Source organism: Mesorhizobium sp. WSM4308, from assembly GCF_002294905.1.
Lineage (GTDB): Bacteria > Pseudomonadota > Alphaproteobacteria > Rhizobiales > Rhizobiaceae > Mesorhizobium.
Genome location: NZ_NSFW01000010.1, coordinates 34,234 through 55,686, shown reverse-complemented (window position 1 = coordinate 55,686; position 21,453 = coordinate 34,234). Strand labels below are relative to the sequence as shown.

Here is a 21,453-nt window from a genome sequence, read left to right as displayed (position 1 = left end):
GCAGGCAGCTCGCCCGGATCAGGCGAAAGCCCTGCCCTCTTCGGTACGCTGGAAATGCGCCAGATCGAGCGGCACGGAAGGACGGCCGAGGACCGTCAGGATCATATGCGCCTGGCCGCGATGATGGGTCTGGTGGTTGAAGACATGCGCCAGCGCGGGCGCAAGACGCTGCGAGACGGTGCGCATGTCCGACAGGGTCATATAGGTGAAACGGCCCGACAGCGCCTTGTCGCTCAGGCCAGAGAGCCAGTCGATGATCCGCCGGTCCTCCGCCTCGCGCGCCGTCCTCAACTTGGGCAAGGCCCGGTGCAGTATGGCATCCAGCGCCGTCGGCGCGTCGCCCTCGCCGGTGAAGCGCTTCATCCAGATGCGATCGGCAGCGAGCAGATGGTTGAGGGTGCCCATCAGCGAGCCGAAGAAGGCGCCGACGTCGCGATTGAACTCCTCTTCATCGAGGTCCGCGGCGGCATCATAGATGCGGCCATTGGCCCATTGATTATACGCCGCAAACATCATGAAATGCTGTTTCATCTTTTCTCCAGCCGCCCCGTTTCGGGGTGTCGCGAGCGATACCTAGACCGCAAAGAGACCCGCGCCAATGACCATTCTGCTTTATGAGCTCGTCGGGCGTGACGAGAGCCGTCCGTTCAGTCCACATTGCTGGAAGGCGACGATGGCGCTGGCCCACAAGGGGCTCGATATCTCGACCGCGCCGACGCGTTTTCTCGAGGTGCCCACCATCGAGGGCGGCGCTTCGAGAACCGTTCCGGTGATCCGCGACGGCGAAAAGGTCGTCATCGATTCCTTCGCCATCGCGCTCTATCTGGAGGAAGCCTATCCGGATCTGCCGACGCTGTTTGGCGGCGAAGGCGGCAAGGCGATGGCGCGCTTCATCGAGCGCTGGTCGCAATTGACCATCCATCCCTACGTCACCACTGCGGCGCTCGTCGATCTCCATGCCATGCAGGACGAAGAGAACGCCGTGTATTTCCGGCAGAGCCGGGAGCAGCGCTTCGGCAAGCAGCTGGAAGATGTCGTCGCGGCGCGCGATGCCGGCCTGGCGGCGTTTCGGGCTTCGCTCGAGCCGCTGCGCTCGATGCTGGGCTACCAGCCTTTCATCGGCGGCGCCTCGCCGCTGTTTGCGGACTACATCGTCTTCGGCGCGCTGCAATGGGCGCGCATCGCCACGCCCTACCAGCTGCTTGAAGACAGCGATGTCGTGACGCAATGGTTCGCGCGTTGCCTCGACCTGCATGGCGGGCTGGGACGAAAGGTTGCCGCGGCGGCCTGACGGCCGCAAGCGCTGGCCCTCCCGCGAGGCAGGTTGGACGCGCCATCAATCCGTGGCGGAAATCAGCGGCGGGATAGCCGGCCTACTTGGCCGCCTTCTTTGGCTTGCTGGTCTTCGGCTTGCTGGCTTTCGCGGCAGCTTTTTCTTCCTTGGGAGCGGCTTTGGCCTTGCTGGCGACAGGGGCCTTCTTGGCCGGCTTCGTGGCTGCCGACGGCTTACCCGCATCCTCCCGATCGATGTCGGCGGCCGCCTGGTGCCAATGGCGTTCGTGGTGACCGGCCGGTTGCCCCTCTTCCTGCCAGATCTGGTGTGCGCGGTTGCGAATGCGGTCCTGACGATCGTCTGCCATGGTCGTGTTGTCTCCATTCGGGCCGACTTCAGCGCGGCGCCGACGCGTGACTATAGCAAGCAAAGCGTTGCTGTGCAGCCGTCTGATCTCGCCCTGGCGGCTTGCCGGCCTGACATGGAAGCGCCCACTGCTCCGGTCCTTCGCTCGCGGTCCCTGCCCTTCGGGCGTTCAAACCCCTTGAAAGATGCACTGGACCTTTCAATCCGCCCAAAGGCCGACAGGGCTTCACCATTCGTCGCTCGGAACGCCAGGCAATTGGCTTTCCGTCCGCTTCGGGACCGCTCCTCACCCCTTGGCAATGGGCGGGGCGGCCTGTATAGAGCCCGCCACTCTCAATTCCATTCTCAGACAAGGACGACCAATGGCGCTCGAACGCACCTTTTCCATGATCAAGCCGGACGCAACCCGGCGCAACCTCACCGGCGCCATCACCAAGATGCTAGAAGATGCAGGCCTGCGCGTCATCGCTTCGCGCCGCGTCTGGATGAGCCGCCGTGAGGCGGAAGGTTTCTACGCCGTCCACAAGGACCGTCCGTTCTTCGGCGAACTGGTCGAGTTCATGTCGTCGGCTCCGACGATCGTCCAGGTGCTGGAAGGCGAGAACGCCATTGCCAGGAACCGCGAAGTGATGGGCGCCACCAACCCGGCCAACGCCGACGAAGGCACCATCCGCAAAGTGCACGCGCTGTCGATCGGCGAAAATTCGGTGCACGGCTCCGACGCGCCGGAAACCGCCGCGCAGGAGATCAAGTACTGGTTCTCGGACACCGAGATCGTCGGCTGAGCCGACAGTCGCACCTTGTACCCCGTAAAAAGGCCGGCATTTCGCCGGCCTTTTTCATTGACGCAATGGTCAGGTCTCGCTGCCAACGCCGCTGCGCATCGCAGTGGCGGTGCTGGTCACTTCGGCTGACGATCTTTTACGTTCGCATGGGCGTTCGCTGCCGCCGTGTCGGTGGCCGGTGTCTGGGTGTCGGCACCTGCAAACGGACTACCCTGCCCAGGCGCCAGATCGCCGCTGTGGCCGGCCTTGTTGGTCTGGAAGGGTCGGCCATCGGCGCTGAGGCCATGCTGAAGGGCATTGAACAGATGGTCGTCCGCCTTCGCAAGGCCGGTGAGAGCAAGGAGCGATACGCCTGTGACAGCAAGGATAAGCGCGTGCGTTTTCATCTCTGGACTCCTTTGAGTTAAGGCCAGAACAAGCCGCAGCAGGTCTGGCGGCTTCAACGAAGGGACATTCGAAAATATCCCTTTTGCCTACCCGCCATGTCTGGGAGAGAAACGCTTCTCCTGCCCGAATTATTCCGGAAAGTGTCGGGCGATCGAATTAAGCGCTAACTCGCGGCGCTGAAGCGCAGGATTTCGTGGCCGTCCTTGTCCGATATGGCGAGCTTGCCGGCGTCGACCTTGTATGACGCCGCCTTGGCCAAGGCATCGAACAAGGCCTTTTCCTCGGCCATCACCTCCGGCGCGCAGGCCTTGTAGGTCGAGCCGACGTCGCTGATGGCGATCGCCTGGCCATCGACTTTCGCGGTGGCGAAATAGGTGTTGCAGGGGCCGCTGCCGCCGGCCTTGCCGGCCTCGCTGATCCTGAACGTCGCCTGCGGCGCGGTGATGGCGCCAATGCCATCGACATAGTCGACCACCCAGAGCTGGCCAAAGATGGAAGCCGCCGGCTCGGTGCCTGACGCCACCAACTTCAGCATGATGGTCTGCGGCGCGTCGGTCAGCGGGTCCAGCCGATGGCGCACATCGGAAATGAACATCAACTTGCCGTCAACGGTGATCCGCGCCTGCAGCGCATAGGTCATCTGTGACCGGATCACCGACGGATCGAGTTTGATCTCGAAGCTGATCGGCACCTGGCCGGCCGGCTTGATAGTCTGCTCGCCGATGATCCTGGCCGGTGCATCGGCTACTGAAACATCCGCGAGCTGGACGGAAAGCACGGCGCTGGGCGGCAGGGCGATGCGCTCGCGATAGATCACCTCGCCCCTCACCGCGTTTTCAGCGGCCACGGACAATTCCGGCACCGCCAGGATGCCGACGACCAGAGGCACGAAACCGAAGACGAAGAACTCCGCGAGCCTGTCCAGCATGACCGCCTCCCTTGCCCGGACTGCCAATCCCCGGGGCTGATCAACCTCACGCAATTGGCCAAAGGATTGCGGTCAATACATGGCTGCGACGGGATTTATTCGGACGATGACTTCCAGCGCTCTGCCGCTTGCGCGTCGGTTTCCTTGGCCTCGACCCAGCCACCTTCAGAACCATCGGCGCGATGCTCCTTCTTCCAGAAGGGCGCGCGCGATTTGAGGTAATCCATGAGAAAGTTCGCCGCTTCGAACGCGGCCTGGCGATGGGCAGAGGCGGCCACCACCAGCACGATATTCTCGCCCGGACGAATCCGGCCATGGCGGTGGATGACGGTGAGGCCCTGCAGCGGCCAGCGCTCAACCGCCTCGGCGGCGATACGGCCGATCTCGGCCTCCGCCATGCCAGGATAATGTTCGAGCTCCAGTGCCGTGAGCGCGCCCTGCTCATCGCGGCAGAGCCCGGAGAAAGAAACCACCGCGCCAATGTCGGTGCGGCCCGCCGTCAGTCCGGCGATCTCGGCGGCGACGTCGAAATCCTCGCGCTGGATGCGCACGGTCAGCGCCAGGACGGCCGACACGGTGTCAGCCCCCGGTCATCGGCGGGAACAGCGCGATCTCGCGCGCGCCCGATATCTTTTCGCGGTGGTCGACATGTTCCTGGTTGATGGCAACGCGGATCACGTCGGGATATTGCAGCGCATGTTCGTAGCCCTCGCCGCGCGATTGCAGCCAGCGCAAGAGATCGGCGACCGTCTCGATGCCGGCGGGCAATTCGACATGCTCTTCAGGCATGCCGATCCGTTCGCGTACCCAGGCAAAATAGATGAGGCGGGTCGTCATTTCACTCATCCATGATGTGCTTGAGGCCGGCGCGGAAATAGTCGTAGCCGGTGTAGAGTGTGACGAGTGCCGCGATCCACAGCAGCACAAGGCCGGTCTGCGTCGTCAGCGGGAAGATCTTGTCACCGGCCGGTCCCGCCAGCAGGAAAGCGATAGCGACCATCTGGATGGTGGTCTTCCACTTGGCAAGCTGCGTCACGGGCACCGAGACCTTGAGCGCCGCCAGATATTCGCGCAGGCCAGAAACCAGGATCTCGCGGCACAGGATGATGATGGCCGCCCACAGCGACCAGCCGGCAATGCCGGCATGGCGATCGGTGTCGGCGGCAAGCAGCAAAAGGCAGGTCGCGACCAGCAGCTTGTCGGCGATCGGGTCGAGCATCTTGCCGATATTGGAGGTCTGCTGCCAGGCGCGCGCAAAATAGCCGTCGAAATAATCGGTGACGGACGCCAGCAGGAAAATGACCAGCGCCGACCAGCGGGCGAAGTCGCTCGATTTCAGATGGCCTTCGAGAAAAAAGCACAGCACCACCAGCGGCACCGCAATGATGCGGGCATAGGTCAGCATGTTGGGCAGGTTGAACGCGCGCTGGGCCATATCTGGTGGACTCTTTCTGCCTGCGTACTCAAATCAGAAGCGAATGTAGGGGGTCAACAGGCCAGATTCGACTGGCCAGCTGAAAGTGCTGAATTTTTTAACTTTCGTGAAAATGATTGTAGACCAGTTTGGCGACCTGTTCGGAAATACCGTCGACTTTCCTCAGATCCTCGATCGCGGCACGGCTGACCGCCTTGGCGGTGCCGAATGCAAGCAGCAGCGCGCGCTTGCGGCCGGGGCCGATGCCGGCGATCTCGTCGAGCGGGCTTTTGACCATCTCCTTCTTGCGCCGCGCCCGGTGCGAGCCGATGGCAAAGCGATGGACCTCGTCGCGCAGCCGCTGGACGAAATAGAGCACGGGGTCGCGCACCGGCAGTGAAAAGGAATCCCTGCCCTTGACGAAAAAACGCTCGCGGCCGGCATCGCGGTCCTGGCCCTTGGCGATGCCGATGGCCACGACGCGGTCCTCGATGCCGAGATCGGCGAGAATCTTGCGCACCGCCGTCATCTGGCCCTGGCCACCGTCGATCAGGATGACGTCGGGCCAGGCCGGGAAGCTGCCGGAGATGTCGTCTTCGACATCATCGCCCGCTTGCGCCGAGGCCGTGTCGTCGGGCGCGACATCGCCATGTTCCTTGAGCAGCCGCGAGAAGCGCCGCTCCATCACCTCGCGCATCATGCCGAAATCGTCGCCCGGGGTGATCTCGGTCGAGCGGATGTTGAATTTCCGGTACTGGTTTTTCACAAACCCTTCCGGTCCCGCGACAACCATGGCGCCGACGGCATTGGTGCCCATGATGTGCGAGTTGTCGTACACCTCGATGCGCACCGGCGGCTTGGCCAGGCCGAAGGTCTCGGCGAAACCGGCAAGCAGCCGTCCTTGCGTCGAGGTTTCGGCCAGCCTGCGGCCCAACGCCTCCCGCGCATTCTGCAAGGCATTGTCGGTCAGGTCCTTCTTCTCGCCGCGCTGCGGCACAGAGATCGCAACCTTGCGGCCGGCGCGGGTCGAGAGCGCCTCGGCCAGCAATTCCTGGTCCTCGATGCCGTGCGACAGAAGGATGGCGCGCGGCGTCGGCTTGTCGTCGTAGAACTGCGCCAGGAACGAGCCCAATACTTCCGATCCTTCCAGGGCAGGATCGGCTTTCGGGAAATAGGCGCGGTTGCCCCAGTTCTGGCCGGTGCGGAAGAAGAAGACCTGGATGCAGACCTGCCCGCCTTCCTGATGGATGGCGAAGACATCCGCCTCGTCGACGGTCGCCGGGTTGATGCCCTGATGGCTCTGCACATGCGACAGGGCGGCCAGCCGGTCGCGATAGATGGCGGCACGTTCGAAATCGAGGTCTTCAGATGCCTGCTGCATGGCGGCCGAAATCTCGGTCTTCACCTTCTGGCTGCGGCCGGACAAGAAATCCTTCGCCTCGGCGACCAGTTCGGCATAGCCCTCATGCGAGATTTCGCCGGTGCAAGGGCCGGCGCAGCGCTTGATCTGATAGAGCAGGCACGGCCGGGTGCGGTTCTCGTAGAACGAGTTGGTGCAGCTGCGCAGCAGGAAGGCGCGCTGCAGCGAGTTGATGGTGCGGCCGACGGCGCCGGCCGAAGCAAACGGGCCGAAATAGTCGCCTTTTCGCGAGCGCGCGCCACGATGCTTGTAGATGCCGGGCGAGACATGGTCGCCGGTCAAAAGGATATAGGGAAACGACTTGTCGTCGCGCATCAGCACGTTGAATCGCGGCCGCAAGCGCTTGATAAGATTGGCTTCGAGCAGCAGCGCCTCGATCTCGGTGCGGGTGACGACGAATTCCATCGTCGACGTCTCGCGCACCATGCGGCCGATGCGGTTGGTGTGGAACCGGCCTTGCGCGTAGTTGGTGACGCGCTTCTTCAGGCTGCGTGCCTTGCCGACATAGAGCACGTCGCCCGCGGCGTTCATCATGCGGTAGACGCCGGGCGCGTTGGGCAGCCGCTTGACCAAGGTCTGGATCACCTCGGCGCCGACCATGCCTTCGGCATCGCCGGCATGCGGCGTCCAGTCGATGGCGGTGAAGGCGACATCCGGGCCTGTCGGTTCGACGATCTCCTCGAGCGCCTCGTCCTCGAGGTCGATTTCGGGAGGCAGGTCATCGGCGCCGCCACGCGCCTTGTTTTTGTGATCCAAAGGACTCATTCCGTCATGCCTGTCACATCGGGCGTCTGCCATGCAAGATGCTGGCCGCCGTCGAGCGCGATCATCTGGCCGGTGACCGAGCGCGCATCCCAGAGATAGCGGATGGTGGCGCCGAATTCCGGCAATTCCGGGCCGCGCTTCAGGATCAGGCCAGCGAGCTGTGCGTCAAAATCGGTATCGTCCTGGCGGACATTCTTCAGTGTCGGGCCAGGCCCGATCGCGTTGACGCGAATGCGCGGGCCGAGCGCTTGCGCCAGCATCTGCGTCTGGGTCCACAAAGCCGACTTCGACAACGCGTAGGAGAAGTAGCGTGGCGTCGGCCGCCAGACGCGCTGATCGATGATGTTGACGATCAGCCCCTCGCGCCCTTCAGGCAAGGCGCGAGCGAAATTCTGCGCCAACAGCGCCGGCGTTTTCACGTGGATGGCAAAGTGGCGGTCCCAGGCCTGCCAATCGAAATCCTCAACGGAATCGCCGACGAAAAGCGACGCATTGTTGACCAGCAGCGAGATTGGACCCAGCGCGGCCTGCGCCTGGCCGACGAGGCCGCTGACGGCGCTCATGTCGGTCAGATCCGCCCCAACCACGGTGGCGCGGCCGCCAGACCGATTGATCCCCGCGGCCAAGGCATCCGCCTCGTCGTGCGAGCTATTGGCGTGGATGGCGACGGCAAAGCCATGGCCGGCGAGGTCTTCGACAATTGCCTTGCCGACCCGTTTCGCCCCGCCGGTCACCAGGGCCGCGGCAATGGCTTTGCTCATCTGCTGTCAATCCTCAATTTCGGCCCGAAAACACGGCGCCGACGAAATATGGCTCGGCATGCGTTAAACGGCATTCGCACTTGGGGCTGCATTGTGGCGAAACGCTCGGTTCGGCATGCCGACTCGTCTTGGAGTCGGGAGCGCCGGAACGCAATATAGGACGCTGGACTCCTTGCACCAAGCGGTGTGCAGCGCAGCATGAAATGGCTGCTGACATTTCGCTGTTGCGAAGATGCAACGTCAAGGTTCCGCCTCATTCGCGCCGGGTAATGACCCAAGTTCAGGTTCGCTTCAGCCTCATTTTGACACGACATTTGGAACCGACGAACGCCAGATCCGTTTCACCCCCCGGACGGGTTGATGGCGATCGTGAGAAACAAGCCTGTGTCCTGTGGCTTAAGGAGTAAAGAACAATGCAAGCCAATCTCAAATTCGCACGGCCGCTGGCCGTTGCGCTCGGGCTCTTCGCCCTCGGTGGTACTGCCTATGCCGCAGACGTCGTCCAGGAAGAGCCCCCGGCACCCGCACCGGTCGCCGAACTGCCTGTCGCATCCTGGGCCGGCCCCTATGTCGGTCTTAACGTTGGCTACGGCTTCAGCGGCCGTACCAAGGAGAAGGATTTCGACGTTTCGACCGACACCAAGGGTTTCGTCGGCAGCGTCTTCGGCGGCTATCAGTGGCAGCAGGAGAACTTCGTGTACGGCGGTGAAGCCGAACTCGGCTACAACGGCGTCAAGGGTGACGACAACGGCATCAACTCAAAGGGCGGCTTCGAAGGATCGCTGCGTGCCCGTCTTGGCTACGCCGTGACCCCGGAAATCCTGCTCTATGGCACCGGCGGTCTCGCCGGCAGAAGCCTGAAGGTGGAAGACTCGGTCATTCCTGCCAGCGACACCGCCACCATGATCGGCTGGACCGCCGGCGTCGGCACCGACATCAAGCTGACCGACAACGTCTTCGGCCGTGTCGAGTACCGCTACACCGACTTCGGCAGCAAGAGCTTCGATGGTATCGGCAAGGTCAAGGCCACCGACAACCGCGTCACCTTCGGCCTCGGTATGAAGTTCTAAGTCGTTCAAGCCACGACACGAAAAAGCCGGGCCTCGCGCCCGGCTTTTTTATTGTCGGCCGCTCAGGCCGGAACCGCCGACTTCAGCTCCGGAAATTTTTCGTCGAAACGTGCTGCCCAGCGAGTCAGCCGGCCACGGCCTTTTTCCCACTTGCCGGCGAAACGCAGCGCGAGATAGCCGAGGCAAGCGCGCAACGCCATCTGACCGGCCGTGATCTTCTTCGGTAGTTTCGGCGGGTTGGCATTGAGCAGATCGAGCGCGGCGGCGATCTTCGCCCACTGCCGGTCGAGCCAGGGCTGATAGACCATCTCTTCGGGCCGGGTGCGGCGTTCATAGACCATCGACAGCGCGCAATCGCAGATGCCGTCGGCCAGTGCCTCCAGCACTTCCGCCTCCAGCCGCTTGTCGGGATTGCGCGGAAACAACGCGTTCTTCGAAATCCGGTTGAGGTGCTGGGTGATGGCGCGGCTGTCGTGAATGGAACGGCCATCGTCGAGCACCAGCACCGGGATCTTGCCAAGCGGATTGGCGCCGATCAGTTCGGCCGGCTTGTCCTCGGTCTTGACCGGCACCAGATCGATCGCGATCCCGGCATAGGCCGCGGCCATCCTTACCTTGGAACTGTAAGGAGAGGCGGACGCGTAGAGCAGCTTCGGCATGATCGGTTTCCTGTTTGCAGGCGTCCAGTGTTGACTGGACAGGCGCTTGCGATCAACCGCCAGAGCGCGAGAAAACAGCGGCCAGAAACCGGTGGCGGTTTCCGCTCCAGACATCCCGGACAAGCCTACGGACTGGTACGCTGGAAACACGAGCGACGACGGCAGGTTGACGGGATTCAACCTGCATTCGCATCTCACGAACCCGAGGCATCGCACCCAGGCCTTCGCCGACCGCGGCAAGGAGACGATCCAAGGAGCGAGCGAGGCAGCCAACCGGCGCCTCGCTTTGCTTGCCCCTCGATCCCATCCCGATGTTCAGCCCTCAAGGCTGAACCCGCTGCCGGACAGCTTCGATCCAGAGCGTCAGAGCGTCCTTGCGGACCCCGAAGGGATACGCGACGCCCCAACGATCCATCTACTTCTTGGCCGGAGCCTTCGCCTTCGCAGGCGCTGCCTTGGCCTTCGGCGCGGCGGCTTTCTTTACCGCGGGCTTGGTCGCGGCCGCTGCTGCTTTCATGGCCGGCTTTGCCGCTGCCTTCGCGGCAGGCTTTGCCGCTGCCTTCGCGGCAGGCTTTGCCGCAGCCTTGGCGGGCGCTGCTTTCTTGGCCACGGGCTTCGCTGCTGCCTTGGCCGCCGGCTTCTTCGCCGGTGCTGCCTTCGCTGCGGGCTTTGCCGCTGCCTTGGCGGGCGCCGCCTTCTTCACTGCCGGCTTTGCCGCAGCCTTGGCCGCCACCGGCTTCTTGGCCGGTGCTGCCTTTGCCGCGGGCTTGGCCGCCGCCTTCGCAGGCGCTGCTTTCTTCACTGCTGTTGCGGCCTTCGCCGCGACTGCTTTTGCGGGTGCTTTCTTTGCCGATGCCTTGGATGCCGGCGCTTTAGATGACTGCTTAGCCATGTCATGCCCCTTCACGTTATGCCGTTGGCCGTGAATGACCCCGGCGCGCAATGCATATCTGACTCGCGGCTCGCTAGCCAGCGAAGCAATGGTATGATTTTCTCAGCTTAAATTTTGGTTGAGATCGACACACGATCGCACTCATCATCGCAAAAATCCGCTGCTGATCTTCTTATATCGCCAGCAATTTCACACCGGCATTCTCGATGCGAAGCCGCCATGAAGCCGCGAAGATTAGCGAGCGGCTTCACGCATGATCTTCGTCCGGGAATATCACGACCTGCCACCTCATCGAAGCAATCATCTTCTACGAGTGAGCGATCCATGCGGATCACGAGCGCGACGCGACGACCAATCTGAAGATCACCTTGTCAAGCGCAGTTCCATCTCCAGCGGCTGATTGACAGACAACTCTGCAAGTCAGAGTATTCTGCGTAAATTCAGGAGCTGGCGATTTGATTTCGGTCACACAAAGGCAACAGACAGGACCGTTGCCCGCAATCGCCGCGCTATGTTGCGACGGTCCAGGGCCTTGCCGCAGTAGAGCCTATCGGTGAGCGCCGACGACATCATCCATCAGAGCATACGGCTCAGGATCATGGCCATCCTGAACACGTTGGAAAAGCGCGAGGCGCTGGAGTTTACCCAGTTGAAGGCCATGATCGAAACGACCGACGGAAATCTCGGAGCGCACATCGATACGCTGGCCAGAGCGGGCTATGTCGATGTCGAAAAGCTTTTCGTCGGGCGACGGCCGCAGACCCGGGTCAAGGCAACGACAATTGGGCGGCGGGCCTTTCGCGGCCACATTGCTTTTCTCCGCAAGATCATCGATCAGGCCGAAGTGACGCAACGCAGGAAATAGGCGCTGCGACCGAGCGACTTCTAACACTTTGCGTTGACGCAATTCCCCCGGGAAAGCGCCATGCGCTTTTCCCGGGAAGCCGTTTCACACTTTTCCTGGAATTGCTTTTAGCGCGTGGTGATCACGGCAACGCCGGCGCCGATCATGACGCCGCCTGCCGCGCGGTTGACCCGGCGCACTATGCTGGGCGTGCGCAGCAGACTGCGGGCACGGCCGGCGAGGAGAACATGCCCGCCGATCACCACAATCTCGACAGCCAGGATCACCGCGACCAGAATGCCAAGATGCGCTGGTGTGAGCGAAGCCCCGACCACGTTGGGCAACAGCGCCACGTAGAACAGCGGCATTTTCGGATTGCCGAGATTGAGCGCGACACCCGTGGCGAAGATCGTCAGCAGCCCGCGCCGCCGTGAGACGGGCTGCAGTTCCGGCACGACGGGCACGGCCGTCCACAGCTTGATGCCCATCCAGATCAGATAGGCCGCTCCGCCGTAGCGAAGCACCGTCATGACGATTGCCATCTTGGCGGCAATGATCGACAGGCCGAGGGCTGCGAGCACCAGGAAGATAAGGATGCCGACCACCGTGCCGGCGCCATAGGCGATGCCCGACGCGGCGCCGCTGGAGATCGTGCGGGCGACGATGGTCATGTTGTCGGGGCCAGGGCTGGCGGCGAACACGAAGAAGGCTGCCGCGAAGGCAAGGATGGTGGCAAGGTCCATGAAGGTTTCCCGAAAGTGACGTGTTGCTCTCGGGTGCCCAGGTTAGCCGATTTGCCTGCCGTCGATAGCCCGAAAGTTCAGATTGTCGTCACGATTGATAACCGAGGCAGATGGCGCCGAGCGCCACGATGGCGCAGGCGCCGACCCGGCGGGGCGTCAGCGTCTCGCCAAGGAACAGCCGGCCGATGAAGGCCGCGAAGACGACGCAGGTCTCGCGGATCGCGGTGATCGGGCCGGCCGGCCCGAGCGCGAAGGCCGCCACCACGACGCCATAGGCGACAAGCGCGAACAGGCCGCCGCCCAGTGCCTTCCAGGTTTCAGGCGCCCGCGGGTCGACAGCAAGCCGGCCGCGGCAAGCAACGAAGGTCGCCGGCAGCAATGCACCATAGGCCAGCAGCACCCAGGCCGTGTAGGCGCCGACATTGCCCGCCACACGAACGCCGATCGCATCGACCGTCGCATAGGCGGCGATGATTGCTCCCGTTGCCAGCGCGTAGAGGATCGATGTCGTGGCGGCTCTTCCGCGCCCGAGTGACAGACCCATGATGCCGCCGCCGACCAGGGCAACGCCGACGGTCTCCAGAACGGTGAGTTGCTGGCCGGCGAGCAGGAAGCCACCAAGGGTGACGAGCAGAGGCACGCTGCCGCGAACAATCGGATAGACCTGTCCCAATTCGCCATATCTGTAGGCGGCCACCAGGAACACGCTGTAGCCGACCTGCAGGCAGGCCGAGAGGGCGACATAGAGCCAGGCCGACGTGGCTGGAAAACCGTTGAAGATGGCCAGCGGAACGGCCAGCGCCGTGCTGGAGAAGCTCATGACGGTGACGGTCCACAACCTGTCGGCGCCGGTTCGCAGGAAAGCGTTCCAGCTTGCGTGCAGGATCGCCGCGAAGAGCGCGAGCCCGATGACCAGCGGGCTCATTGCGGTCTGCGCGAGGCGGCGACGACGTCCAGGGCCGTCTTGCGGGCTTCACGCAATGCGGTATCCGCCTGACCCATCTGCGCCATCAGGGTGGCACCTTCGATCAGCATCGACAGCGTCGTCGCCACGTTCTCGGCCCGGCCGCGCGGCATCACCTCCGACAGGATCGATCGCATGCGCTGCCGAAGGCCATTCTTCTGCCTGGCGACAGCCTCGAACACCGGATGCCCGGGATCGCCGAACTCGGCCAGCGCATGCGCGAACAGACAGCCGTGGAAATCCGGGCTGCGGAACCAGCGCCCATGCCAGTCGAAAATCTCTGCGATTTTCTGCTCTGGCGTGATGCTCTTTTGGGCAAGCTGGTCGAGCTGATCGTCAAAACGCCTGGCGCGATGGTCGAGCACCGCGACGATCAGCTCGTCCTTGCTTGGGAAATGCCGGTACATCGTCATCTTGGCCACATCGGCCTCGGCGATGATCCGGTCGATGCCGGTGGCATGGAAGCCGGCGCGTTTGAACAGCGCATAGGCGGTTTCGATGACATGCTGGCGTTTGTCGGAGGGCGTTGGCGGCGCCATGGTGCTTTCCTGATGATGAGACAGGTCTGTCTCATCTCTATGCAATGGATCGCGTCTTCTGTCAACACGACAAAACGCCTGCGGCTGATCGAGCCGCAGGCGTCAAAGCTATCGGGAAGGGAGGCTGCGTCTAGCGCAGGACGCGGCAGCGGCCGTTATAGACCATCCAGCGGTCGAAGCCCGAGACACAGAATTCGACATTGTCGCCGATCGAGGCAAAGCCCTGGCCTTCCTCGATCAGGTACCAGATGGTCCGGTCGCGCCCGTCGGAGAGACTGACGGTGGCGCCGCAATAGCGGCGGCCGATCGGCCAGGTATCATTGGCCGGCAGATAGCGATGCTGGTGGATGCGCCGGAAATCGGTGATCTGCACATCCGGCAGGTGCGGCACGTGATGCACCTGGTAGGAGAAGCGGCTGGTGATCTTGCTCAGCACCCAGGGCTGGCCGCAGACGCCGCCATCGTCGTCGGAATAGACGGCAAGGTCGGCCGCCTGCGCCGCCTGGGTGATACCGAGAGGCGCGGCAAACGGGGTACAGAGCGAAATCAGAGCGGCAAGTGCGAATTTGGCGAAGCGAGTCATGGCAGCCTCTCAAGGTCGATTGCGCGCACTGTGCGGATTCGCTCGGCGGCGGTCAAGCGGTTGCCGAAACAATGGTTTCCAGAACAAGACTAGACGGTTGCCGCAAGCAGCAATCCGCCAATCACGGCGAAATTGACCAGAAAGGCGGATCGCGACGTCTGCCGTTCCAGGCCCTCACAGGCCCAGAACCGCAGCAGGAACATGTTCGCCGCCAGCGTAAACACGACCAGCGCGCCGGCGGCGAAAGGCACCGCAATGCCCATGGCAAGCAAGGAGCCGGCGACGATCTCCAACGCCGAACCCGCGGCGAGCAGGAAGGCCGGGGCCGGAAATTGCCGGGCGGCCAGATACTCGGCCATTGCCCTGAACTTCACGAAATGTTCGACGCCGGCCCATACAAACACGCCGCCGATCAGAAGCGTGCTCAGCACCTGAACCGTTTGAGGGAACATGCCAACCTCCTGCCAGATGCCTGCCAGGGTTCAGTCCTCGGGAAGAAAGGCAGGGTTGAAGACGACTTCCCAGAGATGGTCATCCGGATCCTGGAAATAGCCGGCATAGCCACCCCAGAATGTGTCCTGGGCGGGCTTGACGGGGCGCGCGCCGGCGTTGATGGCCTGCGCCATCACGGCATCGACCTCGGCCTTGCTCGGGACATTGTGACCGATGGTGAATTCGGTCGGGCTGCGGCTGGTTTGGGCGACGCCGGCGTCATGGGCGATGTTGGAGCGCTCGAAGATCGCGAACTTCAAGCCGTTCTGCAAATCGAAGAAGGCGACGGCGCCGTGCTCGAACTCCTTGCCGATGATGCCTTCGGTCGGAAACCCCAGTCCGTTTCGGTAGAATTCGAGCGACGCCTCCAGATTATCGACACCAAGCGTGATGACACTGATGCGAGCTTTCATTTTGGTTTCTCCTTTCTATATTCTGGACTTGCACGGTATCGGTGACCTTGGTGCCGAAGTGGTTGCGAATGGCACCGAAAGGCTGGTTTGCCATGGCGGGAGCGGCCCGCATTGAAGATTTCGGCCAAAATGGCTGAGACCGTGGACCAGAACGACGAGCCGACGAGAAGACCAGGGCCGGGCAGGCTGACGAAGGCTGAAGGGATGGAAGCGGTACTGGCCCAGACCACCGGCTCTTTCCAGGAACGCCCCGCAGACAGGCGGCTGGGTGCCGCTTTCGCGTCCGTCTGGGTCCACCGCATGCGGGACCGTGACGCTCCACCGGTCGTGATAACGCCGGATGCGACGATCGACCTGCAGTGGATCGACGGCAGATTCCGGATCGCGGGACCCGACCGGGAGCCGCAGATCGAGATACTGCCGTCAGGGGCGACGATTGTCGGCTTCAGATTCCGGCCGGGGGCGGCCGCCGGTTGGCTGGGCGTGCCGGCCAACCAGATCGTCGGAGAACGCCTCGACCTCACTGACCTCTGGGGGGCGCGGGCGCGCCATCTGGCAGGCGGTGTCCGCGCCATGCCCGATCTCGCCGGCATGGTGGGACAATTGGAGAAGGCGATCGGCGCATACACGCAAGACCACCGTGCGCCCGATGCGGCCATGGGTTTTGCCTTTGACGTTGTCGACCAGGGACTGCCGGCCGACAGGCCGCTGGTGCCGTTCCTGCTGCGCACCTTGCATATGAGCGAGCGGACGCTGCGTCGCCGTTTCGAGGAAAGTTTCGGCTATGGCCCCAAGACGCTCGACCGCATCCTGCGCTTTCATCGCTACCGGCGCCTGAGGCAAATGTCCGGCGATGCTTCAACCGCGGTGCTGGCGGTCGAAGCCGGCTACTCGGATCAGGCTCATCTGATACGCGAGAGCCGGCGATTGTCCGGCGTCACGCCATCGACGCACGCGGACGCCTCCTCGAAAACATAGCAGCGCCGCCCGACGAGGTCGAAAGCCAAGGCAGCCTACTCTCCAACCAGCCATTCCAGCGACCAGTGCGCCGGCTTTTCCACGGCAAGCAATTTGTGCAGGGCCGGCAGCACGGTTCGCAATTCGCCTTCCAGCGTAAAGGGCGGGTTGACCACCACCATGCCGCTGCCATCGAGGCTGGGTTCCAAAGAGGCCGGCCTAATCTCGAATTCCATGTCGAGGATTTTCGGGATGCCGGATTGCTTCAGTGCCTTCCTGAAGGCAATCACCGCCTTGCGGTCCTTGATCGGATACCACAGCGCATAGATGCCGCCAGGCCAGCGCCTGTGTGCCCTTATGAGCCCATCCACGAGGCGGCCGAACTCGCCCTCCTCCTCGAAGGGCGGATCGATGAGCACAAGGCCGCGCTTCTCCTTCGGCGGCAAATGCGCTCCGAGCGCCAGCCAGCCATCGAGTTCCATCACCCGCACCTGGAAGTCGCCGGCGAATTCCGCCTTCAGCCTAGCGGCGTCCTTCGGGTGCAGTTCGATCGCCGACAACCGGTCCTGCTTGCGCAGGAGATGGCGTGCGAGCAGCGGCGAGCCCGGATATTTCTTCACGCTGTCCCCGGGATTGAGCGACCGCACCGCGTCCAGATAGGGCGCCAGCAGCGCGGCCGCCCTGGTATCGAACGAGGCATCCATCAGCCTGCCGATGCCGCCCAGCCACTCGCCGGTCTTCTGTGCCTCGACCGAGGATAGATCGTAGCGGCCAATGCCGGCATGGGTGTCGACGACGCGAAATGCCTTGTCCTTCTGCTTGAGATATTCAAGCAAAAGCGTAAGCACGACGTGCTTGACGACATCGGCGAAATTTCCGGCGTGGTAGGCGTGGCGGTAGTTCATGATCTGTTGCCGTTACGCATGTCGTTACCCCAAAACCGCTGCACACTTTTGGGCGACATCCGTCAACCCCTGCCCCAACGCGGCGGCGGTGGTTGCGAGTTCGGATTGCCCGGCCGGCCGCCGCCGGAACGCAGGGACAACAGGAAGCCGATCAAGCCGGCCGCCATCAGGGCGAAGCCGACCGGCCGCGCACGCCGGTCGGTTTCGCCGACACCGGAGCGCAGGATGAGATCGACGGCCCGCATCGGTATGTCCTCGGCGTCGCCCGGACCGACGGTGAAAAGGTATGAACCGGAATTGACGCTTGCGATGACGCCTGCGTCGTCGCGAAAGATCTTGTCGGGCAGCTGCGGGCTGGCCTGGCGCGGATTGTCGACATGGTTGAACTGCAACGTCGAGGCAAGCACCGTGCGGCCATTGGTGCCGGCGGTCAGCGTCAACACCGTGCGCTGCTGCGAAACGATGCGTTCGGCCCGCGCGGTGAGGTCGACCAGGACGCGGACCGGCGCGTCGCGGCTTGAGAGCGACACGCTCAACGGCTTGAAGCGGCCTTGCTCATAGACCCGCCAGGTGCCGATCTCGCGGCCGGAAAAATTGGTCATCGCCCAGGGATAGATGAAGCCCACGCCGGTGCCGGCGAGCAGGATCAGGACAAACAGAAAGCGCATTCAGACACTCACCTCGTATTCACGCCTTGCCGGACAACTGGCCAGCGCCGGCACCGTCGCGCAGGCGTTCCATCTCGTCCAGCAGCATGTCGAGGCCAAGCTCGAATGTCTTGTCGAATTCGGCGGTACCGAAAAAGCGGCCGGCGGCCATGACGTCGGGAAAATCCCGGGCCAGTTGCTCGTCGCTGACCGTGTTCACCGCCGACGGACCTTTGGCATAGCCCGCATTCTCATCCAGCACGGCACCCATCAGATAGTAGCCGACGGCGCGAAACAGCCGCGCGCTGAGTTCGGTGTCGAAGCCGCCATCCCTGAACAGACCAAGAATGCCGTTCAGCCAGGCAAGGCAGACCGGCGAGTTCATCCGGTAGGTAACTAAAAAGGTGGCATAGGCGGGATGGTCGCGGCCGATACGGCGAAAATCCTCGATGGCGATGCGCATTCTTTGCCGCCACGGAAGGTCGGCATCCGGCATTTCAAGAGCACCGACCAGCCGGTCGACCAGCGCTTCGTGCAAATGCGCCACCGAAGGAAAATGGTGGTAGATGCTCATCGCCTCGCAGCCGAGTACCGCCGCCAGCTTGCGCATCGAAAAGCCGGCGAGTCCCTCCTTCTCGATCACCTCGAAGGCCGCGTCCTCGATCATTTCGCGCGACAGGCGCCCGCGCACTCGCTTTTTTTTGATTGACGTGTCCATCGCGCCGCTTGACAGCTTACACTGTAAGGTTCATTTTCCGCATCACCTTACATCGTAAGGCTAACAAAAACCAGAGGAGAATGTCATGTCCAACTATCGCATTCCTTCATCCGTGCTTTCATCGATACACCACGGCTGCCTGCTCGCTGTCGCCGGCTGTGCGCTGGCCCTGGTCGCGGCACCTGCCTATGCCGACGACTATGATGCTACCCTCAAGGATATCCAGTCGACCATGGGCGGCGTACCGAGTTTCGTGAAGCAGTTTCCGAAGGCCGGTCTGCCCGGCGCCTGGGCCGAGGTCAAGGCCATCGAGCTCAGCGACAAGACGGCACTGCCGCCAAAGGTCAAGTCGCTGATCTCGCTTGCAGTGGCGGCGCAGATTCCATGCAACTATTGCATCTGGTCGGATACGCAGGACGCCAAGCGCGCCGGCGCTACCGACGAGGAGATCCAGGAAGCCGTGGCAATGGCCGCGCTAACCCGCCATTGGAGCACCATCTTCAACGGCATGCAGGTCGATTTCGACACATTCAAGAAGGAAATGGGCGGGCAGTAGGCTATTTCGACCTGGAAGCGGTCGACCGCTTCCAGGTCGATCCATGCCCAATCGACAAAGGATTAAGCGACCGTTTTGCAGTGCCCCCAGACCGGTTGTGCCGATGTGCCGCTATGCGCATACGATGTTACGGCATCGAATGGACGCTGGCGCCTTTCCCGAAAAAATAACCGTTGGTCCGCGCCATGCGAATGAGGGGCCAATCAAGGCACGAGAGCAGCGTCAGGTCGCAGAAGGCGCGCCGCATCGATACGGGTTTATGCGGCGCGCTTGGGCCTTTGTTCCCTGCAGCATCAAGCCTTGCGCTCCCAGCGGCGGTCCGAAGTCTGCTGCCAGTAGGTCACGGCATGGCCCGCGTCCTTCATCGTCTTCCAATGCCCCCTCGCCGCCTCGACCTGGGCGGTGTCATGGCCATCGAACAGGAACACGGCGCGCTCATACCCGCCAAGGTCGGGCGGCACGGCGCCGTCGACCAGGAACCTTATCTTGGCCTCGTTGGGATTGCCGTCGCCGGTGGTCAACAGAATAGGCTGCTCGTCGGGATAAGCCTCGCGATCGGTCGCGTGCGCCAGGAAAGAATCATCGCGGAAGGTCCACAGATGCTGGTCGAGCGCGTCGCGCCGTTCCTCGGTGCCGGTCTGTACCACGGCGCGCCAGCCACGATCGACGCTGCGCTCGAGCAGGCCTGGCAGCGCCTCCTCCAGGGTCGATTCGGTCAGATGGTAGAACAGCACGTCGGCCATGGATCCGGGTCAGCTCTCATAGTGATCGCGCACCAGCCGGTCGAGCAGCCGCACGCCGAAGCCCGAGCCCCAGGACTGGTTGATCTCGTTCGACGGCGAGCCCATGGCGGTGCCGGCAATGTCGAGATGCGCCCAGGGCGTGTCCTTGACGAAACGCTGCAGGAATTGCGCTGCGATGATGGCGCCGCCATAGCGGCCGCCAATGTTCTTCATGTCGGCGTTCTTGGAATCGATCAGCTTGTCGTATTCGGCGCCGAGCGGCATGCGCCACAGCCGCTCCTGCGTCGCCTGCCCTGCCGCCGCAAGCCTCTGCGCCAATTCGTCATTGTTGGAGAACAGGCCGGCATAGTGCAAGCCGAGCGCGACCATGATGGCGCCGGTCAGCGTCGCCAGATTGACCATGAATTCCGGCTGGAAGCGGTCGTTGCAGTACCACAGCGCGTCGGCCAGCACGAGACGCCCCTCGGCGTCTGTGTTGAGCACCTCGATGGTCTGGCCCGACATCGAGGTGACGATGTCGCCGGGACGCTGGGCATGGCCATCGACGGCGTTTTCGACCAGGCCGATAATGCCGACGACATTGGCCTTTGCCTTGCGCGCGGCCAGCGCATGCATGAGGCCGGTCACGGCGGCAGCGCCACCCATATCGCCCTTCATGTCCTCCATGCCCGAAGCCGGCTTCATCGAATTGCCGCCGGTGTCGAAAGTGACGCCCTTGCCGACGAAGGCGATCGGACTGTCCTTGGGTTTGCCGCCGTTCCACTGCATGACGGCCATGCGCGCGCCGCGGGGCGAGCCTTGCGCGACACCGAGCAGCGAGCCCATGCCGAGCTTCTTCATCTCCTTCTCGGTCAGGATCTCGACCTTGACGCCGAGCGTCTCCAGTTCCTTGGCGCGGGCCGCGAACTCGACCGGTCCCAGTATATTTGCCGGTTCGTTGACAAGGTCGCGCGCCAGAAGCACGCCGTCGATCACCGCCCCGGCATCGGCGAAGGCCTTCTTGGCGCCTGCCGGGTCGGCGGTGTGGATGGTTATCTTGACCGGCTTCTTCGGATCGGCCTTCGCGTCATCCTTGTCCTTACTGGTCTTGTATTTGTCGAAGGAATAGCTGCGCAGGAGGATGCCCGCCGCAAGGTTGGCGGCGTCCTTGCCATCAATCGAAGCGCCGACCAGGTCGAGCACCACGGCAACGTCGGTTGCCTTGCGCAGCGACGCCGCAACGATGCCACCAAGTTTCAGCCAGGCATATTCATCGAGCCCCGCCGCCTTGCCCGCGCCGATCGCGACCAACCTGTCGAGCGACGCTCCTTCCGGCGCCAGTATCTCGACGACGCCGGCGAACTTGCCGGTGAATTCGGCCACCGGGAAGGCCCGTTCCAGTGTCTTGCCGGGATCGTAAGCCCTGGCCGCATCGCTCAGGCCGCCGTCATCCGCCGACAGCACGAAGACCGTGCCCTTCCTGTTCGCCGCCGTCTGCGGCGCGGCGAATTTCGCAAAGGCGATTGATGGTCTCGGGTTCATCATGTCCTGCTTTCGGGGATGGCGCGCGAAGCGTTTGAAGCGATCCGCGACATTTGGTCGTTTTCCGGCATTTGGCAAGACTTTGCCAAAATGGCTACCCATATGACA

Annotated in this window: 28 protein-coding genes; 6 read left to right on the top strand and 22 right to left on the bottom strand. The window is 63.0% G+C overall.

All coding sequences use genetic code 11. From position 1 onward, the window contains the following. Positions 1-18: 18 nt before the first annotated feature. On the bottom strand, positions 19-531 hold the full coding sequence (locus CK227_RS19450) for a DinB family protein (RefSeq protein ID WP_019857317.1): 513 nt from the start codon (positions 529-531) through the stop codon (positions 19-21). A gap of 67 nt (positions 532-598) precedes the next feature. Here CK227_RS19450 and CK227_RS19445 point away from each other — a divergent pair, with 67 nt between their 5' ends. Beyond that, complete coding sequence (locus CK227_RS19445; protein ID WP_095770645.1) at positions 599-1,291, top strand: glutathione S-transferase family protein; 693 nt, start codon at positions 599-601, stop codon at positions 1,289-1,291. Between the two features lie 82 nt (positions 1,292-1,373). Here CK227_RS19445 and CK227_RS19440 read toward each other — a convergent pair whose 3' ends face one another. Beyond that, the gene (locus tag CK227_RS19440; protein WP_095770646.1) at positions 1,374-1,640 is read right to left on the bottom strand and encodes a DUF2934 domain-containing protein; all 267 of its coding nucleotides are present in this window, start codon (positions 1,638-1,640) and stop codon (positions 1,374-1,376) included. Between the two features lie 361 nt (positions 1,641-2,001). Between CK227_RS19440 and ndk the strand changes: the two genes are divergently transcribed. Continuing rightward, the gene (gene ndk / locus CK227_RS19435; protein ID WP_095770647.1) at positions 2,002-2,424 is read left to right on the top strand and encodes a nucleoside-diphosphate kinase; all 423 of its coding nucleotides are present in this window, start codon (positions 2,002-2,004) and stop codon (positions 2,422-2,424) included. Between the two features lie 116 nt (positions 2,425-2,540). On the opposite strand, the gene CK227_RS19430 is transcribed toward ndk, so the two are convergent. From CK227_RS19430 to CK227_RS19400, 7 genes are all read right to left on the bottom strand, one after another. Further along, complete coding sequence (locus CK227_RS19430; protein WP_095770648.1) at positions 2,541-2,810, bottom strand: hypothetical protein; 270 nt, start codon at positions 2,808-2,810, stop codon at positions 2,541-2,543. 164 nt (positions 2,811-2,974) lie between these two features. After that, on the bottom strand, positions 2,975-3,739 hold the full coding sequence (locus tag CK227_RS19425; protein ID WP_095770649.1) for a YbaY family lipoprotein: 765 nt from the start codon (positions 3,737-3,739) through the stop codon (positions 2,975-2,977). Positions 3,740-3,834: 95 nt separating this feature from the next. After that, positions 3,835-4,314 carry a molybdenum cofactor biosynthesis protein MoaE gene (locus CK227_RS19420; RefSeq protein WP_095770650.1) on the bottom strand — a complete coding sequence of 160 codons (480 nt, stop codon included), beginning with the start codon at positions 4,312-4,314 and terminating at the stop codon, positions 3,835-3,837. 4 nt (positions 4,315-4,318) lie between these two features. Next, entirely contained in the window at positions 4,319-4,576 is a 258-nt protein-coding gene (gene moaD, locus CK227_RS19415; protein WP_095770651.1) for a molybdopterin converting factor subunit 1, read from the bottom strand. Position 4,577: 1 nt separating this feature from the next. Continuing rightward, positions 4,578-5,174, bottom strand: a complete 597-nt coding sequence (gene pgsA, locus CK227_RS19410) for a CDP-diacylglycerol--glycerol-3-phosphate 3-phosphatidyltransferase (protein ID WP_010915213.1) — start codon at positions 5,172-5,174, stop codon at positions 4,578-4,580. A gap of 97 nt (positions 5,175-5,271) precedes the next feature. After that, the gene (gene uvrC / locus CK227_RS19405; protein ID WP_095770652.1) at positions 5,272-7,338 is read right to left on the bottom strand and encodes an excinuclease ABC subunit UvrC; all 2,067 of its coding nucleotides are present in this window, start codon (positions 7,336-7,338) and stop codon (positions 5,272-5,274) included. Next, positions 7,335-8,099 (bottom strand): SDR family oxidoreductase, encoded by a 765-nt coding sequence (locus tag CK227_RS19400; protein WP_095770653.1) that lies wholly within the window; start codon positions 8,097-8,099, stop codon positions 7,335-7,337. Before CK227_RS19400 ends, uvrC begins: the two co-directional genes overlap by 4 nt. A gap of 413 nt (positions 8,100-8,512) precedes the next feature. Here CK227_RS19400 and CK227_RS19395 point away from each other — a divergent pair, with 413 nt between their 5' ends. Next, positions 8,513-9,169, top strand: a complete 657-nt coding sequence (locus CK227_RS19395; RefSeq protein WP_095770654.1) for an outer membrane protein — start codon at positions 8,513-8,515, stop codon at positions 9,167-9,169. A 62-nt stretch (positions 9,170-9,231) separates the two neighbouring features. Here CK227_RS19395 and CK227_RS19390 read toward each other — a convergent pair whose 3' ends face one another. Then, positions 9,232-9,828: a glutathione S-transferase gene (locus CK227_RS19390; protein ID WP_095770926.1), complete on the bottom strand. Its 597-nt coding sequence runs from the start codon at positions 9,826-9,828 to the stop codon at positions 9,232-9,234. Between the two features lie 415 nt (positions 9,829-10,243). Continuing rightward, positions 10,244-10,630 carry a hypothetical protein gene (locus CK227_RS19385; protein ID WP_179296323.1) on the bottom strand — a complete coding sequence of 129 codons (387 nt, stop codon included), beginning with the start codon at positions 10,628-10,630 and terminating at the stop codon, positions 10,244-10,246. Positions 10,631-11,273: 643 nt separating this feature from the next. Here CK227_RS19385 and CK227_RS19380 point away from each other — a divergent pair. Further along, positions 11,274-11,585 carry a transcriptional regulator gene (locus CK227_RS19380; protein ID WP_095770656.1) on the top strand — a complete coding sequence of 104 codons (312 nt, stop codon included), beginning with the start codon at positions 11,274-11,276 and terminating at the stop codon, positions 11,583-11,585. A 107-nt stretch (positions 11,586-11,692) separates the two neighbouring features. Here CK227_RS19380 and CK227_RS19375 read toward each other — a convergent pair whose 3' ends face one another. The 6 genes from CK227_RS19375 to CK227_RS19350 form a co-directional block, all read right to left on the bottom strand. Then, entirely contained in the window at positions 11,693-12,307 is a 615-nt protein-coding gene (locus CK227_RS19375; RefSeq protein WP_095770657.1) for a LysE family translocator, read from the bottom strand. An 88-nt stretch (positions 12,308-12,395) separates the two neighbouring features. After that, positions 12,396-13,232: a DMT family transporter gene (locus CK227_RS19370; protein WP_095770658.1), complete on the bottom strand. Its 837-nt coding sequence runs from the start codon at positions 13,230-13,232 to the stop codon at positions 12,396-12,398. Further along, positions 13,229-13,810 (bottom strand): TetR/AcrR family transcriptional regulator, encoded by a 582-nt coding sequence (locus CK227_RS19365; protein WP_095770659.1) that lies wholly within the window; start codon positions 13,808-13,810, stop codon positions 13,229-13,231. Before CK227_RS19365 ends, CK227_RS19370 begins: the two co-directional genes overlap by 4 nt. A gap of 130 nt (positions 13,811-13,940) precedes the next feature. Beyond that, complete coding sequence (locus CK227_RS19360) at positions 13,941-14,393, bottom strand: hypothetical protein (protein WP_095770660.1); 453 nt, start codon at positions 14,391-14,393, stop codon at positions 13,941-13,943. Between the two features lie 89 nt (positions 14,394-14,482). After that, complete coding sequence (locus CK227_RS19355) at positions 14,483-14,845, bottom strand: DoxX family protein (protein WP_095770661.1); 363 nt, start codon at positions 14,843-14,845, stop codon at positions 14,483-14,485. Positions 14,846-14,875: 30 nt separating this feature from the next. After that, on the bottom strand, positions 14,876-15,298 hold the full coding sequence (locus CK227_RS19350; protein ID WP_095770662.1) for a VOC family protein: 423 nt from the start codon (positions 15,296-15,298) through the stop codon (positions 14,876-14,878). A 129-nt stretch (positions 15,299-15,427) separates the two neighbouring features. Between CK227_RS19350 and CK227_RS19345 the strand changes: the two genes are divergently transcribed. Beyond that, positions 15,428-16,276, top strand: coding sequence for an AraC family transcriptional regulator (locus CK227_RS19345; protein ID WP_245317992.1), 849 nt, complete (start codon positions 15,428-15,430; stop codon positions 16,274-16,276). A 35-nt stretch (positions 16,277-16,311) separates the two neighbouring features. Here the strand turns inward: CK227_RS19345 and CK227_RS19340 are convergent, their stop codons facing one another. The 3 genes from CK227_RS19340 to CK227_RS19330 all read right to left on the bottom strand — a co-directional run bounded on the left by CK227_RS19340 (position 16,312) and on the right by CK227_RS19330 (position 18,498). Further along, entirely contained in the window at positions 16,312-17,160 is an 849-nt protein-coding gene (locus CK227_RS19340; protein WP_095770663.1) for a 23S rRNA (adenine(2030)-N(6))-methyltransferase RlmJ, read from the bottom strand. A 62-nt stretch (positions 17,161-17,222) separates the two neighbouring features. Beyond that, positions 17,223-17,828: a hypothetical protein gene (locus tag CK227_RS19335; RefSeq protein WP_095770664.1), complete on the bottom strand. Its 606-nt coding sequence runs from the start codon at positions 17,826-17,828 to the stop codon at positions 17,223-17,225. Between the two features lie 19 nt (positions 17,829-17,847). Next, positions 17,848-18,498: a TetR/AcrR family transcriptional regulator gene (locus tag CK227_RS19330; protein WP_245317994.1), complete on the bottom strand. Its 651-nt coding sequence runs from the start codon at positions 18,496-18,498 to the stop codon at positions 17,848-17,850. Positions 18,499-18,610: 112 nt separating this feature from the next. On the opposite strand from CK227_RS19330, the gene CK227_RS19325 reads away from it, so the two are divergent. Further along, complete coding sequence (locus tag CK227_RS19325) at positions 18,611-19,081, top strand: carboxymuconolactone decarboxylase family protein (RefSeq protein ID WP_095770666.1); 471 nt, start codon at positions 18,611-18,613, stop codon at positions 19,079-19,081. Between the two features lie 293 nt (positions 19,082-19,374). Here the strand turns inward: CK227_RS19325 and CK227_RS19320 are convergent, their stop codons facing one another. Continuing rightward, positions 19,375-19,824, bottom strand: coding sequence for a DNA polymerase III subunit chi (locus CK227_RS19320; RefSeq protein WP_095770667.1), 450 nt, complete (start codon positions 19,822-19,824; stop codon positions 19,375-19,377). A 9-nt stretch (positions 19,825-19,833) separates the two neighbouring features. Beyond that, positions 19,834-21,345, bottom strand: coding sequence for a leucyl aminopeptidase (locus tag CK227_RS19315; RefSeq protein WP_095770928.1), 1,512 nt, complete (start codon positions 21,343-21,345; stop codon positions 19,834-19,836). Between the last annotated feature and the right edge of the window lie 108 nt (positions 21,346-21,453).

Bases quoted from the DNA above. Each gene is read 5' to 3' on its own strand.
- CK227_RS19450 (WP_019857317.1), bottom strand. From the start codon at position 531: ATGAAACAGCATTTCATGATGTTTGCGGCGTATAATCAATGGGCCAAT.
- CK227_RS19445 (WP_095770645.1), top strand. From the start codon at position 599: ATGACCATTCTGCTTTATGAGCTCGTCGGGCGTGACGAGAGCCGTCCG.
- CK227_RS19440 (WP_095770646.1), bottom strand. From the start codon at position 1,640: ATGGCAGACGATCGTCAGGACCGCATTCGCAACCGCGCACACCAGATC.
- ndk (WP_095770647.1), top strand. From the start codon at position 2,002: ATGGCGCTCGAACGCACCTTTTCCATGATCAAGCCGGACGCAACCCGG.
- CK227_RS19430 (WP_095770648.1), bottom strand. From the start codon at position 2,810: ATGAAAACGCACGCGCTTATCCTTGCTGTCACAGGCGTATCGCTCCTT.
- CK227_RS19425 (WP_095770649.1), bottom strand. From the start codon at position 3,739: ATGCTGGACAGGCTCGCGGAGTTCTTCGTCTTCGGTTTCGTGCCTCTG.
- moaD (WP_095770651.1), bottom strand. From the start codon at position 4,576: ATGACGACCCGCCTCATCTATTTTGCCTGGGTACGCGAACGGATCGGC.
- pgsA (WP_010915213.1), bottom strand. From the start codon at position 5,174: ATGGCCCAGCGCGCGTTCAACCTGCCCAACATGCTGACCTATGCCCGC.
- uvrC (WP_095770652.1), bottom strand. From the start codon at position 7,338: ATGAGTCCTTTGGATCACAAAAACAAGGCGCGTGGCGGCGCCGATGAC.
- CK227_RS19400 (WP_095770653.1), bottom strand. From the start codon at position 8,099: ATGAGCAAAGCCATTGCCGCGGCCCTGGTGACCGGCGGGGCGAAACGG.
- CK227_RS19395 (WP_095770654.1), top strand. From the start codon at position 8,513: ATGCAAGCCAATCTCAAATTCGCACGGCCGCTGGCCGTTGCGCTCGGG.
- CK227_RS19390 (WP_095770926.1), bottom strand. From the start codon at position 9,828: ATGCCGAAGCTGCTCTACGCGTCCGCCTCTCCTTACAGTTCCAAGGTA.
- CK227_RS19375 (WP_095770657.1), bottom strand. From the start codon at position 12,307: ATGGACCTTGCCACCATCCTTGCCTTCGCGGCAGCCTTCTTCGTGTTC.
- CK227_RS19370 (WP_095770658.1), bottom strand. From the start codon at position 13,232: ATGAGCCCGCTGGTCATCGGGCTCGCGCTCTTCGCGGCGATCCTGCAC.
- CK227_RS19365 (WP_095770659.1), bottom strand. From the start codon at position 13,810: ATGGCGCCGCCAACGCCCTCCGACAAACGCCAGCATGTCATCGAAACC.
- CK227_RS19360 (WP_095770660.1), bottom strand. From the start codon at position 14,393: ATGACTCGCTTCGCCAAATTCGCACTTGCCGCTCTGATTTCGCTCTGT.
- CK227_RS19355 (WP_095770661.1), bottom strand. From the start codon at position 14,845: ATGTTCCCTCAAACGGTTCAGGTGCTGAGCACGCTTCTGATCGGCGGC.
- CK227_RS19350 (WP_095770662.1), bottom strand. From the start codon at position 15,298: ATGAAAGCTCGCATCAGTGTCATCACGCTTGGTGTCGATAATCTGGAG.
- CK227_RS19345 (WP_245317992.1), top strand. From the start codon at position 15,428: ATGGCTGAGACCGTGGACCAGAACGACGAGCCGACGAGAAGACCAGGG.
- CK227_RS19340 (WP_095770663.1), bottom strand. From the start codon at position 17,160: ATGAACTACCGCCACGCCTACCACGCCGGAAATTTCGCCGATGTCGTC.
- CK227_RS19335 (WP_095770664.1), bottom strand. From the start codon at position 17,828: ATGCGCTTTCTGTTTGTCCTGATCCTGCTCGCCGGCACCGGCGTGGGC.
- CK227_RS19325 (WP_095770666.1), top strand. From the start codon at position 18,611: ATGTCCAACTATCGCATTCCTTCATCCGTGCTTTCATCGATACACCAC.
- CK227_RS19320 (WP_095770667.1), bottom strand. From the start codon at position 19,824: ATGGCCGACGTGCTGTTCTACCATCTGACCGAATCGACCCTGGAGGAG.
- CK227_RS19315 (WP_095770928.1), bottom strand. From the start codon at position 21,345: ATGAACCCGAGACCATCAATCGCCTTTGCGAAATTCGCCGCGCCGCAG.